Origin of the sequence: Pseudomonas fildesensis (genome assembly GCF_001050345.1) — a bacterium.
In the GTDB taxonomy this organism is placed as follows: domain Bacteria; phylum Pseudomonadota; class Gammaproteobacteria; order Pseudomonadales; family Pseudomonadaceae; genus Aquipseudomonas; species Aquipseudomonas fildesensis.
Map to the genome: position 1 here is coordinate 134,402 of NZ_LFMW01000003.1, position 21,094 is coordinate 155,495.

The window sequence follows — 21,094 nt, forward strand, 5'->3', positions numbered from 1 at the left end:
GTTGGCGTGAACATTAATGCAACCCTGATTGGCCAATCCGTTGCGTTCTTCATTTTTGTAGTGTTTTGCATGAAGTTCGTGTGGCCTCCGGTCATCGCGGCTTTGCACGAACGTCAGAAGAAGATCGCGGATGGTTTGGACGCTGCCAGCCGTGCAGCTCGCGACCTGGAGTTGGCCCAAGAGAAAGCGGGTCATCAACTGCGCGAAGCTAAAGCACAGGCAGCTGAAATCATTGAGCAAGCCAAGAAACGCGGTAACCAGATCGTCGAAGAGGCTGTTGATAAAGCCCGCGTCGAAGCTGACCGTGTGAAGGCTTCGGCTCATGCCGAGATCGAACAGGAACTGAACGGCGTCAAAGACGCGCTGCGTGCCCAACTGGGTGCTCTGGCGGTCGGCGGTGCTGAGAAGATCCTCGGTGCCACAATCGATCAAAACGCGCACGCGGAGCTGGTTAATAAACTGGCTGCTGAAATTTAAGCGAGGGCGATCATGGCAGAACTGACCACGTTGGCCCGACCTTACGCCAAGGCAGCCTTCGAGCACGCCCAGGCCCACCAGCAACTGGCCTCTTGGTCAGCCATGCTCGGCCTGGCTGCAGCAGTGTCGCAAGACGACACCATGCAGCGCGTGCTCAAGGCCCCGCGCCTGACGAGCGCAAACAAGGCCGCCACTTTTATTGAAGTGTGCGGCGACAAGTTTGATGTGAAAGTGCAGAACTTCATCCACGTCGTTGCCGAAAACGACCGCCTCCTGCTTCTGCCGGAGATCGCCGCTCTGTTCGACCTGTACAAGGCTGAAGAAGAGAAATCGGTAGACGTTGAAGTGACCAGTGCTTTCGCATTGAACCAAGAACAGCAAGACAAACTCGCCAAGGTTCTCAGTGCACGACTCAATCGGGAAGTGCGCCTGCAAGCTACGGAGGACGCATCCCTGATTGGTGGTGTCGTTATCCGCGCCGGCGACCTGGTTATCGATGGCTCGATTCGCGGCAAAATCGCGAAACTTGCCGAAGCATTGAAATCTTGAGTTTGAAGGGGCAGCAGAGCAATGCAGCAACTCAATCCTTCCGAAATAAGTGAAATTATCAAGGGCCGCATCGACAAGCTCGATGTGACCTCCCAAGCCCGTAACGAAGGCACTGTCGTCAGCGTATCTGACGGCATCGTGCGGATTCACGGTCTGGCCGACGTAATGTACGGCGAGATGATCGAGTTTCCGGGCGGCGTCTACGGTATGGCCCTCAACCTGGAGCAAGACTCCGTAGGTGCCGTTGTATTGGGCGCGTACACCAGTCTGGCTGAAGGCATGAGCGCCAAGTGCACCGGCCGCATCCTGGAGGTTCCGGTTGGTAAGGAACTGCTGGGTCGCGTAGTCGACGCACTGGGTAACCCTGTTGACGGCAAAGGTCCACTGGGCAACACCGAGACCGACGCGGTCGAGAAAGTTGCTCCAGGCGTGATCTGGCGTAAGTCGGTAGACCAGCCTGTACAGACTGGCTACAAGGCTGTCGATGCCATGATCCCTGTCGGCCGTGGCCAGCGTGAGCTGATCATCGGTGACCGTCAGATCGGTAAAACCGCTCTGGCGATCGACGCGATCATCAACCAGAAGAACAGCGGCATTTTCTGCGTCTACGTAGCCATTGGTCAGAAGCAATCGACCATCGCCAACGTGGTTCGCAAGCTGGAAGAAAACGGCGCCCTGGCCAACACGATCATCGTGGCTGCCAGTGCTTCGGAATCTCCTGCGCTGCAATTCCTGGCACCGTACTCCGGTTGCACCATGGGTGAATTCTTCCGCGACCGCGGTGAAGACGCGCTGATCGTTTATGACGATCTGTCCAAGCAAGCAGTGGCTTACCGCCAGATTTCCCTGCTGCTGCGCCGTCCACCAGGCCGTGAAGCGTACCCAGGCGACGTGTTCTATCTCCACTCCCGTCTGCTTGAGCGCGCATCCCGCGTTTCGGAAGAGTACGTAGAGAAGTTCACCAAAGGCGCAGTGACCGGCAAAACCGGTTCCCTGACTGCACTGCCGATCATCGAAACCCAGGCTGGCGACGTTTCCGCGTTCGTTCCGACCAACGTGATTTCCATCACCGACGGTCAGATCTTCCTGGAATCGGCCATGTTCAACTCGGGCATCCGCCCTGCAGTGAACGCCGGTGTTTCGGTATCCCGTGTGGGTGGTGCCGCTCAGACCAAGATCATCAAGAAGCTCTCCGGTGGTATCCGTACCGCTCTGGCTCAGTACCGTGAACTGGCGGCATTCGCCCAGTTTGCTTCTGACCTGGACGAAGCGACCCGTAAGCAACTTGAGCATGGTCAGCGCGTTACCGAGCTGATGAAGCAGAAGCAATACGCCCCAATGTCGATCGCTGACATGGCGTTGTCGCTGTATGCCGCTGAGCGTGGGTTCCTGACCGACGTTGAAATCGCCAAGGTCGGCAGCTTTGAACAAGCGCTGATTGCTTACTTCAACCGCGATCACGCCGAATTGATGGCGAAGATCAACGTGAAGGGTGACTTCAATGACGATATCGACGCTGGCATGAAAGCCGGTATCGAGAAGTTCAAGGCCACCCAAACCTGGTAAGCCGCAGCGGGAGTCGCAAGGCTCCCGCTTGCTAACCTGATAGGTGTTACATGGCAGGCGCAAAAGAGATTCGCAGTAAGATTGCGAGCATCAAAAGCACGCAAAAGATTACCAGCGCCATGGAAAAAGTGGCGGTCAGCAAAATGCGCAGGGCACAAATGCGCATGGCTGCTAGCCGTCCTTATGCGGAGCGTATCCGCCAGGTAATTGGGCATTTGGCCAACGCCAACCCGGAATACCGCCACCCGTTCATGATCGACCGCGAAGTCAAGCGTGTGGGTTATGTGGTAGTGAGCAGTGACCGTGGTTTGTGCGGTGGTTTGAATACCAACCTGTTCAAGGCCCTGGTCAAGGACATGGCGGTAAACCGCGAAAACGGCGTCGAGATCGATCTGTGTGTTGTTGGTAGCAAGGGTGCGGCCTTTTTCCGTAACTTCGGCGGTAACGTCGTTGCAGCTATCAGCCACCTGGGTGAAGAACCGTCGATCAATGATTTGATCGGCAGCGTCAAGGTGATGTTGGATGCGTACCTGGAAGGCCGGATTGACCGCCTGTCCGTGGTATCCAACAAGTTCATCAACACCATGACTCAGCAGCCTACCGTGGAGCAGTTGATTCCATTGGTGGCGACCGCGGATCAGGAACTCAAGCACCACTGGGACTACCTCTACGAACCAGACGCCAAAGAGCTGCTTGACGGCTTGATGGTGCGCTACGTGGAGTCGCAGGTTTACCAGTCGGTGGTCGAGAACAACGCGGCTGAACAAGCTGCGCGGATGATCGCGATGAAAAACGCTACCGACAACGCCGGTGACCTGATCAGTGATTTGCAACTGATCTACAACAAGGCGCGTCAGGCTGCGATCACCCAAGAGATCTCGGAAATCGTCGGCGGCGCTGCCGCGGTTTAACGGTTCAAATATTCAGAGGATCCAGCTATGAGTAGCGGACGTATCGTTCAAATCATCGGCGCCGTTATCGACGTGGAATTCCCACGCGACAGCGTACCGAGCATCTACAACGCTTTGAAAGTCCAAAGCGATGCCGGCACCACTCTGGAAGTTCAGCAGCAGCTGGGCGACGGCGTGGTTCGTACCATTGCAATGGGTTCCACCGAGGGCTTGAAGCGCGGTCTGGAAGTCACTGACACTGGCGCTGCCATCTCGGTACCAGTCGGTAAAGCGACCCTGGGCCGGATTATGGACGTTCTGGGCAACCCGATCGACGAAGCTGGCCCGATCGACACCGAAGAGCGCTGGGGCATCCACCGTCCAGCACCTTCGTTCGCCGAACAAGCTGGCGGCAACGATCTGCTGGAAACCGGCATCAAGGTTATCGACCTGGTTTGCCCGTTCGCCAAAGGCGGTAAAGTCGGTCTGTTCGGTGGTGCCGGTGTAGGCAAAACCGTAAACATGATGGAACTGATCCGTAACATCGCCATCGAGCACAGCGGTTATTCCGTGTTCGCCGGTGTGGGTGAGCGTACTCGTGAGGGTAACGACTTCTACCACGAGATGAAGGACTCCAACGTTCTGGACAAAGTGGCACTGGTTTACGGTCAGATGAACGAGCCGCCGGGTAACCGTCTGCGCGTAGCACTGACTGGCCTGACCATGGCCGAGAAGTTCCGTGACGAAGGTAACGACGTTCTGCTGTTCGTCGACAACATCTACCGTTACACCCTGGCCGGTACTGAAGTATCCGCACTGCTGGGCCGTATGCCTTCGGCAGTAGGTTACCAGCCGACCCTGGCTGAAGAGATGGGCGTTCTGCAAGAACGTATCACTTCGACCAAGGAAGGTTCGATCACTTCGATCCAAGCGGTATACGTACCTGCGGATGACTTGACCGACCCGTCGCCAGCGACCACCTTCGCCCACTTGGACGCCACCGTCGTTCTGTCCCGTGACATCGCTTCCCTGGGTATCTACCCAGCGGTCGATCCACTCGACTCGACTTCGCGCCAGCTGGACCCGAACGTGATCGGCCAGGAGCACTACGACACCGCTCGCGGCGTTCAGTACGTGCTGCAGCGTTACAAAGAACTGAAGGACATCATTGCGATCCTGGGTATGGACGAGCTGTCGGAAGCCGACAAGCAGTTGGTAAACCGTGCTCGTAAGATCCAGCGCTTCTTGTCGCAGCCGTTCTTCGTGGCTGAAGTCTTCACCGGTGCTTCGGGTAAATACGTTTCCCTGAAAGACACCATTGCTGGCTTCAAAGGCATCCTCAACGGTGACTACGACCACTTGCCAGAACAAGCGTTCTACATGGTCGGCGGCATCGAAGAAGCGATCGAGAAAGCCAAGAAACTGTAATCCCGGCGCCCGGCAACGGGCGCTAATCAGGTTGAGGCAATCAGATGGCTATGACATTCCATTGCGATATCGTCAGCGCGGAAGGGGAAATTTTCTCCGGTCAGATTGAAAGTGTCATTGCACACGGCGAGCTGGGTGATCTGGGTATTAACTTTGGCCACGCGCCATTGATTACGTCCCTGAAGCCTGGCCCGATTACTCTGACCAAGCTGGGCGGGGAAAGGGAGGTGTTTTACATCTCCGGTGGTTTCCTCGAGGTTCAGCCGAACATGGTCAAGGTACTTGCCGACACCGTGCAACGTGCTGGCGACCTGGATGAAGCCGCTGCTCAGGACGCCGTCAAGGCTGCCGAGAAGGCCCTGAACGAAAGAGGTGCGGACTTCGACTACAGCGCTGCTGCTGTACGTCTGGCCGAAGCCGCAGCTCAGCTGCGCACGCTCCAGCAGATCCGCAAGAAGTAAGCGGCCACGCCGACAAACTTCATGTGTGATTGATTAAAAAGGGTAGCCTCGGCTACCCTTTTTCTTTTTTAGCAAAACACTTCTTTGGTCTGAAGTCGGACCGCCCAGGATTGGTAGCCATTCATGTCTCTTGAAATCGTCATTCTCGCCGCAGGCCAGGGCACCCGTATGCGTTCGGCCCTGCCCAAAGTGCTGCACCCGGTAGCGGGCAACTCCATGCTTGGCCACGTTATCCACAGCGCCCGGCAATTGGCCCCGAAACGCATTCACGTGGTCATTGGCCACGGTGCGGATGTGGTGCGTGAACGCCTGGCCGCGGATGACCTGAATTTCGTATTGCAAGACAAGCAACTGGGTACCGGCCACGCCACCGCGCAAGCTGTGCCGTTCATCACCGCCGACACCGTGCTGATCCTCTACGGCGACGTACCGCTGATTGAAGTGGAAACCCTGCAACGCCTGCTCAAGCATGTGGTGCCTGGCCAGATGGGCCTGCTTACCGTTGAACTGGACGACCCTACCGGTTACGGCCGCATCGTGCGCGATGCCGTAGGCAAGGTCGCCGCCATCGTCGAACACAAGGACGCCAGCGAAGCCCAGCGCGCCATCACCGAAGGCAACACCGGGATTCTCGCGGTACCGGCTGATCGCCTCGCTGACTGGATGAGCCGTCTGTCCAACAACAACGCCCAGGGCGAGTACTACCTCACCGACGTCATCGAAATGGCCGTGAGTGATGGCCTGCTGGTCGCCACCGAGCAGCCCCACGATCCGATGGAAGTGCAGGGCGCCAATGACCGCAAGCAGCTGGCCGAACTGGAGCGTCACTATCAGATGCGCGAAGGTCGCCGCCTGATGGCCCTGGGCGTGACTCTGCGTGACCCGGCACGCTTCGATGTGCGGGGTGAAGTCAGCGTTGGCCGTGATGTGCTGATCGATATCAACGTGATCCTCGAAGGCCGTGTGATCATCGAAGACGATGTGGTGATTGGCCCGAACTGCGTGATCAAGGACAGCACCCTGCGCAAGGGTGTAGTGGTCAAGGCCAACAGCCATATCGACGGCGCGGTGATGGGCGAGGGCAGTGATGCCGGCCCGTTCGCGCGTCTTCGTCCCGGCACCGTGTTGGGTTCCAGGGCTCATGTTGGTAATTTCGTCGAACTGAAAAACGCCGTGATGGGTGACGACGCCAAAGCAGGCCACCTGGCCTACCTCGGTGATGCGGTGATCGGTGCCCGCAGCAATATTGGCGCCGGCGCGATCACCTGTAACTACGATGGCGCGAACAAGTATCAGACGACTATTGGTGAAGACGTATTCATCGGCTCCAATAATTCGCTGATTGCCCCCGTGACCATTGGCGATGGCTCGAATACGGCTGCCGGTTCAACCATCAACCAGGATGTGGATAAGTCCCAACTGGCCGTGGCCCGAGCCCGCCAGCGCAACATCGACGGCTGGAAACGCCCAGTCAAAATCAAAAAGAGCTGAGTTATCCACAACTCCGGAAAAACCTGTTGGCTTCCCCCAACAGGTTTTTTTATGCGCGCGTATTGACGATTTTCCACCAATAGGTTTTGATTGCCTTCGTTATCTTTCGAAACGAAACTTACCATCACCATGTCGAAACGAAATACGCCCCAACGACGCCACAACATTCTGACCTTGCTCAATGAACAGGGCGAAGTCAGTGTGGACGAATTGGCCAAGCGTTTCGAAACTTCGGAAGTGACCATCCGCAAGGACCTGGCCGCCCTCGAAAGCAACGGCTTGCTCCTGCGCCGCTACGGTGGCGCGATCACCATGCCCCAGGAACTGGTCGGCGACCCAGCCCAGCCCATCTCGGCCTACAAACGCGCCATCGCGCGTGCCGCCGTGATGCGTTTGCGCGAACACGCCCGCATCATCATCGACAGCGGCAGCACCACCGCCGCCATGATCCCCGAGCTGGGCCCGCAGCCCGGCCTGGTGGTGATGACCAATTCCCTGCATGTGGCGCGAGCCCTGAGTGAACTGGAACACGAACCGGTGCTGTTGATGACCGGCGGCACCTGGGACCCGCATTCGGACTCGTTCCAGGGCCAGGTCGCCGAGCAAGTCCTACGGTCCTACGACTTTGATCAACTGTTCATCGGCGCCGACGGCATCGATCTGCAGCGCGGTACCACGACCTTCAATGAGTTGCTGGGCCTGAGTCGCGTCATGGCCGAAGTCGCCCGCGAAGTGGTGGTGATGGTCGAATCTGACAAGATTGGCCGCAAGATCCCCAACCTGGAACTGCCCTGGAGCAGCGTCCATACCCTGATTACTGATGATCGCCTGCCGCTTGAGGCCCGCGACCAGATCCAAGCCCGCGGCATTACGCTGATATGCGCGGCAATCATCTAGGAGAAATACCATGTGTGGAATTGTTGGCGCAGTCGCTGAACGCAACGTTACTGCCATCCTGATCGAAGGCCTCAAGCGCCTGGAATACCGCGGCTACGACAGCGCCGGCGTGGCGGTTTTCACCAACGCCGGCGAGCTTGAGCGCGTGCGTCGCCCGGGCAAGGTCAGCGAGTTGGACCAGGCCCTGGCCGGTGAGCCGCTGGTTGGCCGTCTGGGCATCGCCCACACCCGTTGGGCCACCCACGGTGCGCCGTGCGAACGCAACGCTCACCCGCATTTCTCCGGTGACTTAGCGGTGGTGCACAACGGCATCATCGAAAACCACGAAGTGCTGCGTGAGCAACTCAAGGGCCTGGGGTACGTGTTCACCTCGGACACCGACACCGAAGTCATCGCCCACCTGCTTAACCACAAGCTCAAGGACCACAGCGACCTGGCCACCGCCCTAAAGGCCACGGTCAAGGAACTGCACGGCGCTTACGGCTTGGCCGTAATCAGCGCCAGCCAACCTGACCGTCTGGTTGCTGCCCGCAGTGGCAGCCCGCTGGTGATCGGCCTGGGCCTGGGGGAAAACTTCCTTGCCTCCGACCAACTGGCGCTGCGCCAGGTCACCGACCGCTTCATGTACCTGGAAGAAGGCGACATCGCTGACATCCGCCGTGAAAGCGTGGCGATCTGGGACATCAATGGTAACTCCGTCGAGCGCGAAGCCGTGCAATACCGCGACGGTGCCGAAGCCGCCGACAAGGGCGAGTTTCGCCACTTCATGCTCAAGGAAATCCACGAGCAGCCCGCCGTTGTGCAACGCACCCTGGAAGGTCGCCTGAGCCAGAACCAGGTGCTGGTCAACGCTTTCGGCCCGCAAGCCGCCGAATTGTTCGCCAAAGTACGCAATGTGCAAATCGTCGCCTGCGGTACCAGCTACCACGCCGGTATGGTTGCCCGTTACTGGCTGGAAGAGCTGGCAGGCATCCCGTGCCAGGTCGAAGTCGCCAGCGAATTCCGCTATCGCAAGGTGGTGGTGCAGCCCGACACCCTGTTCGTGACCATCTCCCAGTCCGGCGAAACCGCCGACACCCTGGCCGCACTGCGCAACGCCAAGGAACTTGGCTTCCTCTCTAGCCTGGCAATCTGCAACGTCAGCATCAGCTCGCTGGTGCGTGAGTCCGACCTGACCCTGCTGACCCAGGCCGGTCGCGAAATCGGCGTGGCCTCCACCAAAGCCTTCACCACCCAGCTGGTCGGCCTGTTGCTGCTGACCCTGTCCCTGGGCCAGGTGCGCGGCACATTGGCTGCCGGCGTCGAAGCCACCCTGGTGGAAGAACTGCGTCGCCTGCCCACCCGCCTGGGCGAAGCCCTGGCCATGGACGCCACCGTGGAAAAAGTCGCCGAGCTGTTCGCCGACAAGAACCACACCCTGTTCCTCGGCCGTGGCGCACAGTACCCGGTAGCGATGGAAGGGGCTTTGAAGCTCAAGGAGATCTCGTACATCCACGCCGAAGCCTACCCGGCCGGTGAGCTCAAACACGGCCCGTTGGCCCTGGTGGATGACGACATGCCCGTGGTCACCGTGGCGCCGAACAACGAACTGCTGGAAAAGCTCAAGTCCAACCTGCAGGAAGTGCGCGCGCGTGGCGGCCAATTGATCGTCTTCGCCGACGAGAAAGCCGGCATGACCAACGCCGAAGGCACCCACGTCATCAACATGCCGCACATCCACGACACCCTGTCGCCGATCCTCTACACCCTCCCGCTGCAGTTGCTGTCGTACTACGTGGCCGTGCTCAAGGGCACTGACGTTGACCAGCCGCGCAACCTGGCGAAGTCAGTGACGGTGGAGTAACGCGGCAACTGCCTGGAGACTCTGATCTTCAGGATTAAAAACTGTCTCAAAGTATTAAAAACTGTCTCGTTTTGGAGCCTCTAGGGGCTCCAAACGACTTTATTGCTTCTGGCCATACCTGCCTTACAGAATTCCGAGGCGCTCGCCCTTGCTCCTTACCATCCAGCCCAACGAGTCCTTGCGTTCCTTTTTGGAGCGGCATATCTATCTGGATTCGCAAGCCCCCTCAGCAATCAGTCTCAAGCAAATCTCGCGCTTCTACATGAGGGCATCAGCAATCCGCGTAATCGCTGCGGTTATAGGCAGTGACAATTGTTACGGTTTTAATCGTCTCCTGCACGACCATACCAGTTACCCTCAACTCGCACTTTTCCGACAAGCTTCCCAGGTAGGTTATTCAGGAAGCAAGTATCTATCGAGTACAACAAGGTTTGAAACCGAAGATGTACGACCTGCTTTCTGCATTGCGTGCGTCAAAGAAGATATAGAATCGATAGGATTTGCGTACTGGAGGAGAGATCATCGCTACGTGAATGTGTGTGCCAAGCATAATGTCGTTCTACTAAAAAAATGCCCAGTTTGTAAAAAGAGCATTGAAATACACGACCATGGATATGGCTATTCCCTTTTATGGAAAGGATGTAAAGGGCGTCACGTCTATGAATTCCGCGAGATAATAAATAGCGATGCCAGGGAGCAAACCTATTCAAAAATACACGAAGAAATAGGGCGATCAAGATTTTATCTTTTACGTGATGAAGTAACTCAGCATCTTAAAGAAAAGGCCATAGAAATGGCATCTAGTGAAGCAATTTCAGAAGAAGAATTAGAAGTAATTAAGTCTCAACTAGAGTTTTTCAGGTTCTGTATTCCGAGACTTGACTCAGATTACAGGCCAGATCATCGTTATAGCAAAGAATTGATACACGTAATATCAACCTTGTATGGGAGTTTCGGATCGTTAGTGGATGATATTCGTCAGAGAGGTGGCTTGGTGCGCTGCATAGACGATTCTATGCATGCAGTAGGTGAATAAGAGCCATGGTGTTACGAATCCTAATCGACCTTTGGATCAAAGATTTCATTGAATGCATCCAATAAGCTTTCATCCGTTGGCTTTTCGATGCTGGGGCGCTTACGGCGCTTAGTGCTTGGGGGGCTTGCGTCGGAGTCCAGCTTAAGCTTTTTGTGTGTTTCCCGCTCAGTCGGTGTCAGTGCGCCCTCGAATACGGCTCGAGCTGCACGATTGTCACGATCCTTCCTAGCAAACTGAATTACATTGGATCGAATTGGTGTACCGAATGGGCAGCGTAGATCTAAACGACTAGCCTTATTTTTTTGAATAGCTTGGCGCTCCAGTTCCTCCACGTCATCCCGATGAGAAAAGTAGGAGCTTGAACTGTAAGCGCGGTGCACATCTTCAAGACCGATCCACATGCGACTCGAGTTCCTAGCTTCTAAGTAAGAAAGCTTTAAGAGCTGCACTGCGAGCCGCTTGATTCCAAAACTGCCGCGATAGACTTCTCTTGCTAGGTCCTCGACGTTGGCGCGAATTCGCCCATTGCTGGCGGCTATGCATTCGCTTATGTATTCGGCCCAAGGCTTCGAGTCTGGTGCATCTGGAAGCATCACTCTTGGCTCTGATAACAAGCGCTGTCTATCCTCGCTGTTACGTCTAAGAAGTTTATGAATTAAGCTATAATTCGATACAAAAACCATCGGTATATTCAGACCAGACATGGTTAGAAGGAGGTCCGTTACCTTGGCGGCACCTTGTCCGGTATTTACATGCTGCATTTCCTCAAGTACTGCCAACGATATACCGTCCTGATTAGCGCGCTGTTGACATCTGTGCAGCAGGTTCGCAACGTTTTCCCGTGTCGAGCCTTCATGGCCCAGGAAATTCATTAGAAGTTGCTTACCAGATGCTTTGCCGCGAGCGCTCGCGTACCAGTGAGAGTAAACGGTATGCGGCTTTTGATAATGGCCAACTTCTATTTCAGCTGGGCCGGGCATTACGCGTCGTAACGCATTAATCGTTTCGGTTTTACCTACACCTGCTAAGCCGGTTAGACAGATGGGAAATACCTCACCAGAAGATGGGTAGTACATTCTATTGACATAATGGTTTTCAGTGTCGAAGTTCATGGCTGAGTGAGCGGCTGCCCTACCTACCACCTCTGCAATGAACTCAATGGTAAATTTATTGGGAATGAAAATTTCCCTTAGTACGCCAGCAAAAAGTTCTGCTGCCAGATTAGGTTCTATGCAGTCTAGGTCGCTAACAGGTGCGGGACGGGTTGTAATAGTCTCGCGAAGATGATTTATGTTCGTCAAACCGTCGAAGCGAGATGTCATAAGGCTAATCATGACTTTATTCCCATCAGGCGCTTTTGATCTTCTAAGTCACGTTGAGCGATAGAGTCCTTTGAGGGGCGCCCCAGTTTCTTAACTCCAGCGTCCCAATCTTTTCCGGTTTCTTCTTCAAAGGTTGTCTTATGCTGTTGTTCAATAGCTACCTTTTCATGGCGTCGAATTGCTTGCGCACGTAGTCGAGCTTCATTTATTACCTGGAGGTCTTCAAGCGAAATGTCGGCGCTTCCTGGCTTTGTGCTTGCGGTGTAGACGAAGCTGAGTTCGAATAATTCACCTTCAATCTCAATCCATATATGACGTACACACATGGTGATACTGTAGGCTTTGACGCGAATCACGCCGTTGCGCGCTATCCTATCAAATACACCAGTGTCAATTAATGATCTTGAGTTGTATTTTCGGCCATAAAAATACACTCCGTCATTGCGGATTGTTGCGGGGAGTGGAATCAAAAACTCTCTGACCGCTTGCTCGAAGGGCATCAAACTCCCGCTATTACGTCCTCTTTCGTCTAGATACTTCCAAACATTCAGTGGGGTCGGAGCGAATTCCTGAAGCCACATTTCTTCTGTCATATGGGACTTTGCGTCGGAGGTCTCGTTATCTTTTATTGTTCTACGGACTTCCCGGCGTGCCATTTCCACTAGATTGAGTCCGCTATGAATGTAGGAGGCTTGATCATTAGTTTGCTTATCCCTAGGATGCGATGACTCTACCGTTGCTTTGGATTGTCCAGAATGAACGGGGGTCAATTCAAGGCGGCTTAGCCATTCAATTGCTTCCTCGGCCTCCATATGTGCAGCTGGACCTCTGTCGAAGACCAGTCTGCTGGACAGTCCAACACTTGGCCATTGATCGGGTGTGATCGTAACCCCAAACAATTCACAGTATTTGACCTTATCGACTGCTGCAGAGAATAAGGCCATTCGATACGCTTCCATGCTTTCACGCCCTTTAGCGAATCCAATACCAACGATGGCCCCAGATACAACACAGACCGCTCTTACAACGCAAAAAGCGTCTAGAGCAGCGCCTTCAATAATTCCAGAGATCTTCTCGCTCGGATAAAAGCCGTCATACTCGACGAGCTGATTTAAATTACATAGCTGCGCAGAAAAGCTTCCCTTGTCGCCCGATCTTGCTCGGGCCGAGCTCGGTCCTTTTAAATCGCGGGCGAGCGATGCGGGATCAGTTTGTTTTTTGACCCAATCCCAAAATTGAAATGGGCTAGGAAAAGACTTACCCTCAGGATGAAAGAACTCTCGGCCCCTCATACCTTCACGAACTTGGCACCCGAAAGTCTTTCGGAGAGCAGCTCCATAAATGTCATCTTGAGTCTTGTGCGCCCGTTTAAACTCCAGAAATCCTTTCAGAATTTTTTCTTTCATTTCGGGTGTAATGGGAAACCCGCTATTTTTTCCAAAGCGCGGGGGGCGGCCAAGCTTCTTCACTATCTTATTACTTCTGTCCCAAGTGCCGATTCTGTGCAAGCTGGGTAGGAGCGCCCATTTTGATTTGCCAAACACCAAGTAGCTGAAAAACCACAACCGTAGCCTCCCCGGATGCTGCTTAGGCTCATAGTTTTTCGCGTGTGCGTTGATGATTGCTTCTGGATTGTCGGATGCCAGAATTTCCGCTGACCTAGGCACCAGCTCAGCTATGGCCAGTAAGCGTCGGTTCACCTTATCCTCGTATCGCTCTTTCGGATTGACACGGCGGCTCTCTCTCCACGAGTTTTCAATGCCAGCAGCTTCGTCGAGCCAGGGTGGATGGGCCTGCACGTCCATCTCAACGAGCTCACCTGCTTCGAGCGCGGCTTCGAAGCGCAGCCGTGACATAGTAACTAGGGTGGCACGCGTTCCACGCTCGTCGAACTCGACCAACCGAACTCGGTTGCTCCCGCCGTCGCTTATGAGGAAGTGATAGGCCACTCCATTGACCAGCTCACCGCAGCCTTCAGGCGCACTGAGTCGAGATCCCGTCATCATTGAGCAGTTTCCGAGAAGAATGATCGGTAATGCTCAATCACATCGTACCGCGCATGTTCAAGCGGTTGATCGATTTGAATATATTGAAATAGATCGACAGCTAGATTTCGATCCCAGATATCTTGATAGATACGTGCGAGAAACTGATCCCGGTTACCCCATTTTTTTCCAAACGCTATAGCGACTGGCGCGAGGGGACGACCGCAGATGAAATCGTTATGCACTTGCTGGCTAAAGTCCTCTAGCAACTGAGGATTCAAATCCAGTGGACGGTCGTGCGCACCAAAAACTTGATCCAAATTTGCCACTACAATCGGATCAATCTCATCAAGTGATAAATTTACTGTTCTGATTCCCGCGCTTAAATAATACTCTTCCTCTAAGCGGAGCCGCAGTTCAGCAAGTTGACGATCCTTGCGCCTCGTCGCAAGCGATTTTAACGAAGACCTCCGTTTTTCCATGAAGTCGTATTTCGATAACTTAATGTTCCAGTTAACTGCATACGGTGCTGCGCCTGGAGCATTGAGGTAGATCAGCAAGTCTCCGAGGTAGGGGTACGCTGCCCACTTGCGCTCGCCGCTTGAGGTTTCGACTACCACCTTTGCGTGGTCCATGCCGATATGGTTTGCGATGGCTAGCGTGCCAGCTAGCGGTTTGAGGCTGGCTCCTTGTGCTAGTGGGTGACCATGCAGCGGGTGGACGTGCGCTTGCGGATGAAGCAGCTTCTGTTCGTGAATATCGAAGACAGCTGGATGGAACAGAGCCAGCTGGGTAAATACACGTTCAGGAATGGAGAGCAGATGAAGCGCACGCTCAAGCTTCCGGCTGTTAAGCCGGCAAACCCGTGATCCCTTAGGCGCCTCGCCAGGTACTGCGAATATCGCGGGTAAGTAGTCATCACCCCAGCGGAAGTTACCCTGGCGATTCCTAATTCGAGTGAGAGTTTTTTGAGAAATCATTGTTATCCATACCCATGCCACTTGGTTAAGCCAGCAGCAGGTGGCCTAACTGAGGTAATACGTACAACAGTCGTACGCATACGCCGCGCTGCCTTTCGGCACGCGGATTTCACTTTTCTAGGGATGAGGGGAACCGGCAGAGCTTGACGCCCTGCGCATGCGGATAGACAATGATCGTGTCAGGGGTCCAATCTTGACACGGGGGCCTAAGGTAAAACTTAGGCCCTTGTCTATTCTGGCTCTCGGCTAAATTAACCAGAATCTATCATTACTTTCCTGCCTCCATACTTTCTACTCTTTTGACGATTCCATCATCCAGTAGCACAACTTAGTGGTAGCCAAGCCCATAGCAAAATTGGGATTTAAGCATACGCCGCTGAAGTGCGTCTTTTAGATCAATTCGCAGTTATGTCTATAGCGATGACCACGCATGGTAACGCCATGAAACGTTAATTGACAACTGGAAAAATTCGTACAAAAACCGCCCCCTGAGGCGGCTTTCACAATTGCCAATGTTGATGTAGAGCGCTACGCTTAAACTATGTGTGCAAAAGGTCTCAATTCATTACGCTCTGTATAAGTGCAAAGTTATCCACAAATCGATTTCCTTCTGTTATATATGGCTTGCGAGTTAATTCGAATCAAACTATCCACAGTGGTCCTCTTGCTATAATAAGTTATCCACAGAACTGTTGAGCATGCTGGAATGGGATCTGGATTGGATGGCAGCCCCATAGACACTGCTTGGTCGGAAGCAGATATCGAATGGTTGAGGAATGAGACCTTCTTCAGTCTTTGCAGTCGCGTACATCTACTATCAGGAAACCTCCGCTCCAGTGCTACTGCGAAGCAGCTGTTCAGTCTGTCTGAGCGATGCATCAAACACGACCTACCCTGCGGAATGGATGCTTTCGAACAGAACAGTGGTGGCCGGTGGGGCGATGCTAGGCTTCTCATTGAGAAGCACACGATTTTTCCCTTCTTCGCTCCCTTTCAGTCTCAGGTGGCGGTCTATGACGCATTGATCCGCTTGAGAAGCCCAGTAATGGGGTCGCTGAAATATCAGCTCGGCCTGGTATGCGGAGGTTTTGGTGCAGACCATCCTCTAAGGGCTTGCTTGTCGTGCATGAGGCGAGATATCGAGCTTTGTGGCGTTTCGTACTGGCATCTCGACCACCAGTATCCTGGCGTAGTGATTTGCTCGACGCATGGGGAGGCGCTCCGTGAATGCACACGAAACCGGCGGTGGTGCGGCCGTTTCAGTTGGACATTGCCTGAGGAGGCCACTTTGCGCGACATGGGTTACGGAGCATTGGCGGATGAGGAACAGGAGAAACTCGCCTTGTTGTCCGATGCTTGTCGCGACTTGGCGAGTTTCGGACTTAATCAGCACTTCGATCCACTGGTAGTCGCCAACGCCTATCGGCACTGTCTTCCGAAGCTCGGGGCGCCCCAGAGCCTGTTGGCTCATTTGCTTCCCCTGCGGAGGTTTCATCCGTACGAAGGATTGCCGGCAACTGCGGAAGTTGCCAGCAGCTTTATCACTCAGATGGCGCGTTCTCCGCGCCGGCACGTTCACCCGCTGAAGCATTTGGTGATGCTTACCTGGCTTTTCGGTGATTTGCCGTCTTTTGTGCAGTGCTACGAGGTAAGCTCCAGACAGCTAGCAACGCCGGTCCTGCGAGATGACAACATCCAACAGCCTAGGGACCTCGTGCCGATTGATATTACTAGAGGGCCTCCGAGACCGAAGCGGTTGAAACCTCGACTCAGGGCTGTTTTGCTCAGGCGTCTTGCCGAGGGGGTAGCAAAGCGGGTGATTTGTGATGAGTTCCAGATCACCATCTCAACGGTAAACAAGCTGCTTCGATCCGAACCTGGTGTTCAAGCGTCTTGGTCATCTCGGCAAATTGATCTCAGCCAAGCTCTTCATCGTTCACGATGGTCCGACCTCCGGCAGCGGTTCCCGTCGCTCTCTCTTACTGACCTTCGAAAAAAATGCCCGTCGTTGTACGCTTGGCTGTATCGCAATGACAGAAAGTGGCTGGACGTGCAGACCGTTCAGATATCCAAGCCTTGTAGAAGCCGCCCTGCGCGAGTCGATTGGGAGAGCCGAGACGATAGCCTTCTACGCGAGCTGAGAGTGGAGCTAATCCGCGCGTTTGGAGCGGATCATGATATGCATCTCAAGCAATCGCAGATTTTTGCCTTGATGCCTCGCCTCGCCCAGAGCTTGGAGCGAAGGGATCGTTACCCACGGACTCGTGCATATGTGAAGCTGCTATCCATACGGTAGGCCTCACTGGCATCTAGGGTTTGCATCATGAGCTATTTGCAAAAGCTGCCGATGCTGTAGGCACATCCCAAAAGATCGTCTTCTTGAAGGGCGCCGATATCTAATTTTAGGTTTGAAAAAATATCTACCATTAAATGGCCGATTTCGGCCATTTAAATCTAACGCCCTTAGCAGCTGTGATTATCGGTAGTCTTCGTAAGGGGTTTCTTCGACTGAGAATTCAATACCGCCCGACAGACCTTGAACGCTTATATTCATGTCTTGGATTGTAAATTCCCCATCATCGACCTCATACGACAAGTCGATCTCCACCGTAAATTCTAGCTTTCCTTCTTCTTCCTGTGTCGTATCTTCAAAGGTGTATATGACATCATCCTCTCTGTCATATCGACCATTTGCATAGTCTGGGCCAGTCACCTTGACGCTGTAGCGAACTTCAACGTCGCAAACTATCTGGCAGTTCTCGTCATCAATGTGGATGATCGAAGGCTCAAAATCTCGTACATCCAGTATTGAGAATTCTTCTACTTCTGCATCTTCCCAAGTCGATGAGTTGTAGGCATCCGCTTCCTGTATCTGCGATTTTATGCTGAGTTTTATTTCCTCTTCATGCTCGTCGATATAGTCTTTGATGAATTTTGAACGATCTTCATCATGAGCATTGTAGAGGTCAAGAAGCTTACTCAAACTCTCAATTTGAATAAAGCGAGGATTCTCGTCACAAAATGTAATTAGATCTTTATCTTCGGAAACAACATAGATTTCTTCTCGACCCTTTAAAGCGCCACGAACAGCCAAAAGGGTAAATGCGTCAGGAAATTCATTTTTTTTCTTTCCGCCTTGAAACGGCGGTGTTTGATCGAAATACATCTCGACAATTTCATTTCCATTAACATTACTCAAATCAACTATTGTAGTGTTCGACTCATCTAGAAAGTCATCGAAAACTTGAATTGCGTGCTTTTCGATTTCTTTTTGATCGAATGGTACGAATAGATTTTTTATTACGTCATCATTTGAGTTTGTTAAGATTTTCGCTTTGCGGCGAAATGAATTCACTCCGTTTATAGCATCTCCGATGTGCTCCCCAATTTTACGTTTTACTTCTCGGACTACTATCGTGCTGGTGATGTGATTTAGCTCACCATCATTACAAATATCTTTGAATGACTCCAAAGTCTTGGAAGAAAAGTCCAAACCAGCCTTCACGAAAAACTCTGTATCTATGAATACATTCCTTGTTTGCAGCGGCATCGCGACCTCCTGAGGTGATGGCTATCTGATTGTTCATACTCTCTGTGCCACCTATGGCAATCAACCCTCCTTTAGTTGACCATTTCCCGCACTGCTCAGCCGCAGCAGTCAAACGATCTGGATCGAATCACGAAAGCTTTAAACGCATCGTTGGCCTGGAGGTTGTCGGTCAAGATCTCTACAGGACAGCACGTCCTTGTATTTGCTGCCGGACTCGCTCCTGTTCCCGAGCTTGGACCTGTAGCGCGATAGCCGCCTGGATTTCCACGTAGAGTTGAGCATTCTCGTTGTCACGGTCAGCCACCGTCACAACAAGGGAGTAGGGCTCCTTATCTGCTACATCAGGATGATTCCAATCGCGATCTTGGCGTGTTACCACCACAAACCATTTCTCGTTCGGGGACCGTTGCTTAAAGGTCCACCGAGAAGATTGCACCGTGCCTCGGCTTCGTAACTGCGCAGAAATTTCTCGGTTGGGTGTAGCGTCGTCGTTACGTGCGTCTGCCTCTTTCTGCTTTTCGCGATTAAAGGATTTCTGCACAGTTTCAAGGGAGTCTCCTTTGACCAGCCGATAGCTAATTTGAGTAGCAAGGTATTCCATGCGCGTTGTGCGGACTGCGGGTGAATACGCCAAGCTGATGCTCAGCTCGCGGGTGCCCCTGGCTTTCCGTAGGTAGGAGGCTGGCAGGGGAAGCTCATAGAATTGGCAGGAATCTTTCTCGATTGTCTCCTCACATACAAGCACAACGCAGTGATCTGAAGACCTAAACAGATCGCTTTCACTGACTTGGCCATACCCTCCAACGTCTCGGGGCATGTCTCGTTGCCAGGTGGCCTTATTTGCCTTGTAGGCTGCCTTCAGTTCATCAGGGAATGTCGAGTCAACTTCCTCTGGCAGATAAGCGTGGTTAACCAACATCGCCCTTAGCAGGTTCGCCGACGCATCGGGGTACTCGTTTAGCAACCTGCCTGCTAGGTGCGTCACGTAGGGAGCGGAGAAGCTGGTACCGCTGATCTCCTTGAAAATAGTATTGCCTTGGAATTGATGGTTTAGAGTCAGAACCCCTAACCCTCGCATATCGGCTTTCCACTGGTTCGCAGCTTGGCGCATAGGGCTGGCCAAGTTGCCACCTGGTGCGATTAGCTCAGGTTTCAGGGCACCCTTCACTGACGGGCCGTGGCGAGTGAATGGGGATGGTTGGTGTTCGGATGCTGGCGATAATTGGTAGATCTCAGGGTACTTCTGGCTGTCGTATGTCGCGTTGTGGCGGGAGACACTGCCCACGGTCAAGACGTTCAGGGCCGGTGCTGGATCTATAATCACGCTCTGTTCGTGAAGCAAATACTCCGGGTACTCCTCCCGCCAGCTTTCAATCGGCATTGGCGGTTCAGAACAGCCGCGGAAATTACCTGTGGAAACGACGAACAGGACATTATGCTTACGGGCTAATACGTCGAGTATGTAGGCAAGTCCTCTCACGTGAGCGCCGTCGTAGGGCGCGTTTGAGTTTCCTAAGGACAAGTTGAAGATCCTGCATCCAAGGCCTACGAAATATTCAACTGCTTTGGTGAGCGTTGACTCCACTGAATGTTCGTCGTAGATCGCATCGTTGGTGTGCGGGCATTTGCGCATCACCTTTCCATTGTATAGCCAGAATTGCGGCTGCCAGAAATTGCCTCGATCACAAGCTTCGACGTCACCGTACAGGGCTATGCCGGCCACGGCTGTACCATGCCCTGCTTCATCGAACTCATCCTGCTCATCGACGAAAGACTGGCTTTCCCCAATAGCGGACTTGAGAAGCGGGTGATTTGTGTTGATACCGCTATCTAAAATACAGACTCGTGCGGCATCACGGTTTGGGGAGGGAATATTCAGGGGAAGCGCTGCGATGTCTCGGTTTAGCTGAGGAAAACTGATTCCGGTCGTGGGAATGAGGTCGACTAATCTGACATCGCGGTGATTGAGCAATAGCTCCGCTTGGGCCATCGTTACCTCAACCCTGTACATGAGAAGGCTATCAAGGTTGATGCTGTCGATTTTCTTCACACCGATCTGCGCAAGCCACGCTTCGAAAGTAGTGAATAATCGAATCCGTACAGGATGATGGACCACTTGGTGCGGCCATAGCTCAATGTCTAGCTTGAATGTCGGTGTCTTCGGAAGGCCGATGTTACGTACCGCCCAGCTTTTGCGATCTTCAGCAGACCAGCTTTCGATGCCTTCAATTGCTTGCAGGATTTGGCCATAAGAGAGTTTCTGGCCGGCTATGCCCAGTTTGTTGATGTGGTCTTGGAATTTGGCTAGTCCCTCTTCAGTGGCAAATACAATGCACAGCTGCTTGTTTTCCTGACTTACAAACTCCAATCCATGTTTTTGAAGATCTTCGAAGGTCAAGGCTCCGTCGTACTGGATCTTCAACACGAATGGGGAGCCTTCGGCTGATGCAACTTGCTGCTTTGCGGCGGCTGCGGCAGTGGCAAAGTAACCATTCAGCTTTTGCCCGTGCCCACGGAGGTCTTCGCGCTTGGTAAATTTTGGAGGCTGTTTGGCGCGGCGGCGATTGTCCAAGTTTTCGCGAGCGATAGTCAGGTGCTTGTAGGTCGCCAATTCCATCA

16 protein-coding genes are annotated in these 21,094 nt (G+C 53.5%); 11 read left to right on the top strand and 5 right to left on the bottom strand.

Annotated features, from left to right (window positions below; genetic code table 11):
• The first annotated feature begins 6 nt into the window (after positions 1-6).
• From ACR52_RS06110 to ACR52_RS30185, 10 genes are all read left to right on the top strand, one after another.
• Positions 7-477: a F0F1 ATP synthase subunit B gene (locus tag ACR52_RS06110; RefSeq protein ID WP_048721828.1), complete on the top strand. Its 471-nt coding sequence runs from the start codon at positions 7-9 to the stop codon at positions 475-477.
• 12 nt (positions 478-489) lie between these two features.
• Entirely contained in the window at positions 490-1,026 is a 537-nt protein-coding gene (locus tag ACR52_RS06115; protein ID WP_048721830.1) for a F0F1 ATP synthase subunit delta, read from the top strand.
• A 21-nt stretch (positions 1,027-1,047) separates the two neighbouring features.
• On the top strand, positions 1,048-2,592 hold the full coding sequence (gene atpA, locus ACR52_RS06120; protein ID WP_048721831.1) for a F0F1 ATP synthase subunit alpha: 1,545 nt from the start codon (positions 1,048-1,050) through the stop codon (positions 2,590-2,592).
• 50 nt (positions 2,593-2,642) lie between these two features.
• Positions 2,643-3,503: a F0F1 ATP synthase subunit gamma gene (atpG, locus tag ACR52_RS06125; protein ID WP_048721833.1), complete on the top strand. Its 861-nt coding sequence runs from the start codon at positions 2,643-2,645 to the stop codon at positions 3,501-3,503.
• Positions 3,504-3,530: 27 nt separating this feature from the next.
• Complete coding sequence (gene atpD, locus ACR52_RS06130; RefSeq protein ID WP_048721836.1) at positions 3,531-4,910, top strand: F0F1 ATP synthase subunit beta; 1,380 nt, start codon at positions 3,531-3,533, stop codon at positions 4,908-4,910.
• A 44-nt stretch (positions 4,911-4,954) separates the two neighbouring features.
• Entirely contained in the window at positions 4,955-5,371 is a 417-nt protein-coding gene (locus ACR52_RS06135) for a F0F1 ATP synthase subunit epsilon (RefSeq protein WP_048721839.1), read from the top strand.
• 123 nt (positions 5,372-5,494) lie between these two features.
• A complete protein-coding gene (glmU, locus tag ACR52_RS06140) occupies positions 5,495-6,862 on the top strand; it encodes a bifunctional UDP-N-acetylglucosamine diphosphorylase/glucosamine-1-phosphate N-acetyltransferase GlmU (RefSeq protein WP_048721841.1) in 1,368 nt (455 codons plus the stop codon).
• Positions 6,863-6,991: 129 nt separating this feature from the next.
• Complete coding sequence (locus tag ACR52_RS06145; protein WP_048721843.1) at positions 6,992-7,759, top strand: DeoR/GlpR family DNA-binding transcription regulator; 768 nt, start codon at positions 6,992-6,994, stop codon at positions 7,757-7,759.
• A 10-nt stretch (positions 7,760-7,769) separates the two neighbouring features.
• Positions 7,770-9,602: a glutamine--fructose-6-phosphate transaminase (isomerizing) gene (gene glmS / locus ACR52_RS06150; RefSeq protein ID WP_048721846.1), complete on the top strand. Its 1,833-nt coding sequence runs from the start codon at positions 7,770-7,772 to the stop codon at positions 9,600-9,602.
• 148 nt (positions 9,603-9,750) lie between these two features.
• Complete coding sequence (locus tag ACR52_RS30185) at positions 9,751-10,638, top strand: TniQ family protein (protein WP_161799287.1); 888 nt, start codon at positions 9,751-9,753, stop codon at positions 10,636-10,638.
• A gap of 20 nt (positions 10,639-10,658) precedes the next feature.
• On the opposite strand, the gene ACR52_RS28915 is transcribed toward ACR52_RS30185, so the two are convergent.
• Genes ACR52_RS28915 through ACR52_RS31055 form a run of 3 tightly spaced genes read right to left on the bottom strand, consistent with a single transcriptional unit; the run spans position 10,659 to position 14,925 of the window.
• Positions 10,659-11,972, bottom strand: coding sequence for an AAA family ATPase (locus ACR52_RS28915; RefSeq protein ID WP_053221237.1), 1,314 nt, complete (start codon positions 11,970-11,972; stop codon positions 10,659-10,661).
• Positions 11,969-13,966: a hypothetical protein gene (locus ACR52_RS06160; protein WP_048721849.1), complete on the bottom strand. Its 1,998-nt coding sequence runs from the start codon at positions 13,964-13,966 to the stop codon at positions 11,969-11,971. Before ACR52_RS06160 ends, ACR52_RS28915 begins: the two co-directional genes overlap by 4 nt.
• Complete coding sequence (locus ACR52_RS31055) at positions 13,963-14,925, bottom strand: PDDEXK family nuclease (protein WP_048721851.1); 963 nt, start codon at positions 14,923-14,925, stop codon at positions 13,963-13,965. The genes ACR52_RS06160 and ACR52_RS31055 overlap by 4 nt, the downstream gene beginning before the upstream one ends.
• A 706-nt stretch (positions 14,926-15,631) precedes the next feature.
• On the opposite strand from ACR52_RS31055, the gene ACR52_RS31675 reads away from it, so the two are divergent.
• Positions 15,632-17,221, top strand: coding sequence for a TnsD family Tn7-like transposition protein (locus tag ACR52_RS31675; RefSeq protein WP_082143107.1), 1,590 nt, complete (start codon positions 15,632-15,634; stop codon positions 17,219-17,221).
• 180 nt (positions 17,222-17,401) lie between these two features.
• Here the strand turns inward: ACR52_RS31675 and ACR52_RS06175 are convergent, their stop codons facing one another.
• Positions 17,402-18,475: a PIN domain-containing protein gene (locus ACR52_RS06175; protein ID WP_048721854.1), complete on the bottom strand. Its 1,074-nt coding sequence runs from the start codon at positions 18,473-18,475 to the stop codon at positions 17,402-17,404.
• A 178-nt stretch (positions 18,476-18,653) separates the two neighbouring features.
• Positions 18,654-21,086 carry a S8 family peptidase gene (locus ACR52_RS06180; protein WP_048721970.1) on the bottom strand — a complete coding sequence of 811 codons (2,433 nt, stop codon included), beginning with the start codon at positions 21,084-21,086 and terminating at the stop codon, positions 18,654-18,656.
• Positions 21,087-21,094 lie beyond the last annotated feature (8 nt).

Coding starts and splice junctions, on each gene's coding strand:
- glmS (WP_048721846.1), top strand. CDS start 7,770: ATGTGTGGAATTGTTGGCGCAGTCGCTGAACGCAACGTTACTGCCATC.
- atpG (WP_048721833.1), top strand. CDS start 2,643: ATGGCAGGCGCAAAAGAGATTCGCAGTAAGATTGCGAGCATCAAAAGC.
- ACR52_RS06175 (WP_048721854.1), bottom strand. CDS start 18,475: ATGCCGCTGCAAACAAGGAATGTATTCATAGATACAGAGTTTTTCGTG.
- ACR52_RS06160 (WP_048721849.1), bottom strand. CDS start 13,966: ATGATGACGGGATCTCGACTCAGTGCGCCTGAAGGCTGCGGTGAGCTG.
- ACR52_RS06115 (WP_048721830.1), top strand. CDS start 490: ATGGCAGAACTGACCACGTTGGCCCGACCTTACGCCAAGGCAGCCTTC.
- ACR52_RS06135 (WP_048721839.1), top strand. CDS start 4,955: ATGGCTATGACATTCCATTGCGATATCGTCAGCGCGGAAGGGGAAATT.
- atpD (WP_048721836.1), top strand. CDS start 3,531: ATGAGTAGCGGACGTATCGTTCAAATCATCGGCGCCGTTATCGACGTG.
- ACR52_RS06145 (WP_048721843.1), top strand. CDS start 6,992: ATGTCGAAACGAAATACGCCCCAACGACGCCACAACATTCTGACCTTG.
- ACR52_RS28915 (WP_053221237.1), bottom strand. CDS start 11,972: ATGATTAGCCTTATGACATCTCGCTTCGACGGTTTGACGAACATAAAT.
- ACR52_RS31675 (WP_082143107.1), top strand. CDS start 15,632: ATGGGATCTGGATTGGATGGCAGCCCCATAGACACTGCTTGGTCGGAA.
- ACR52_RS31055 (WP_048721851.1), bottom strand. CDS start 14,925: ATGATTTCTCAAAAAACTCTCACTCGAATTAGGAATCGCCAGGGTAAC.
- atpA (WP_048721831.1), top strand. CDS start 1,048: ATGCAGCAACTCAATCCTTCCGAAATAAGTGAAATTATCAAGGGCCGC.
- glmU (WP_048721841.1), top strand. CDS start 5,495: ATGTCTCTTGAAATCGTCATTCTCGCCGCAGGCCAGGGCACCCGTATG.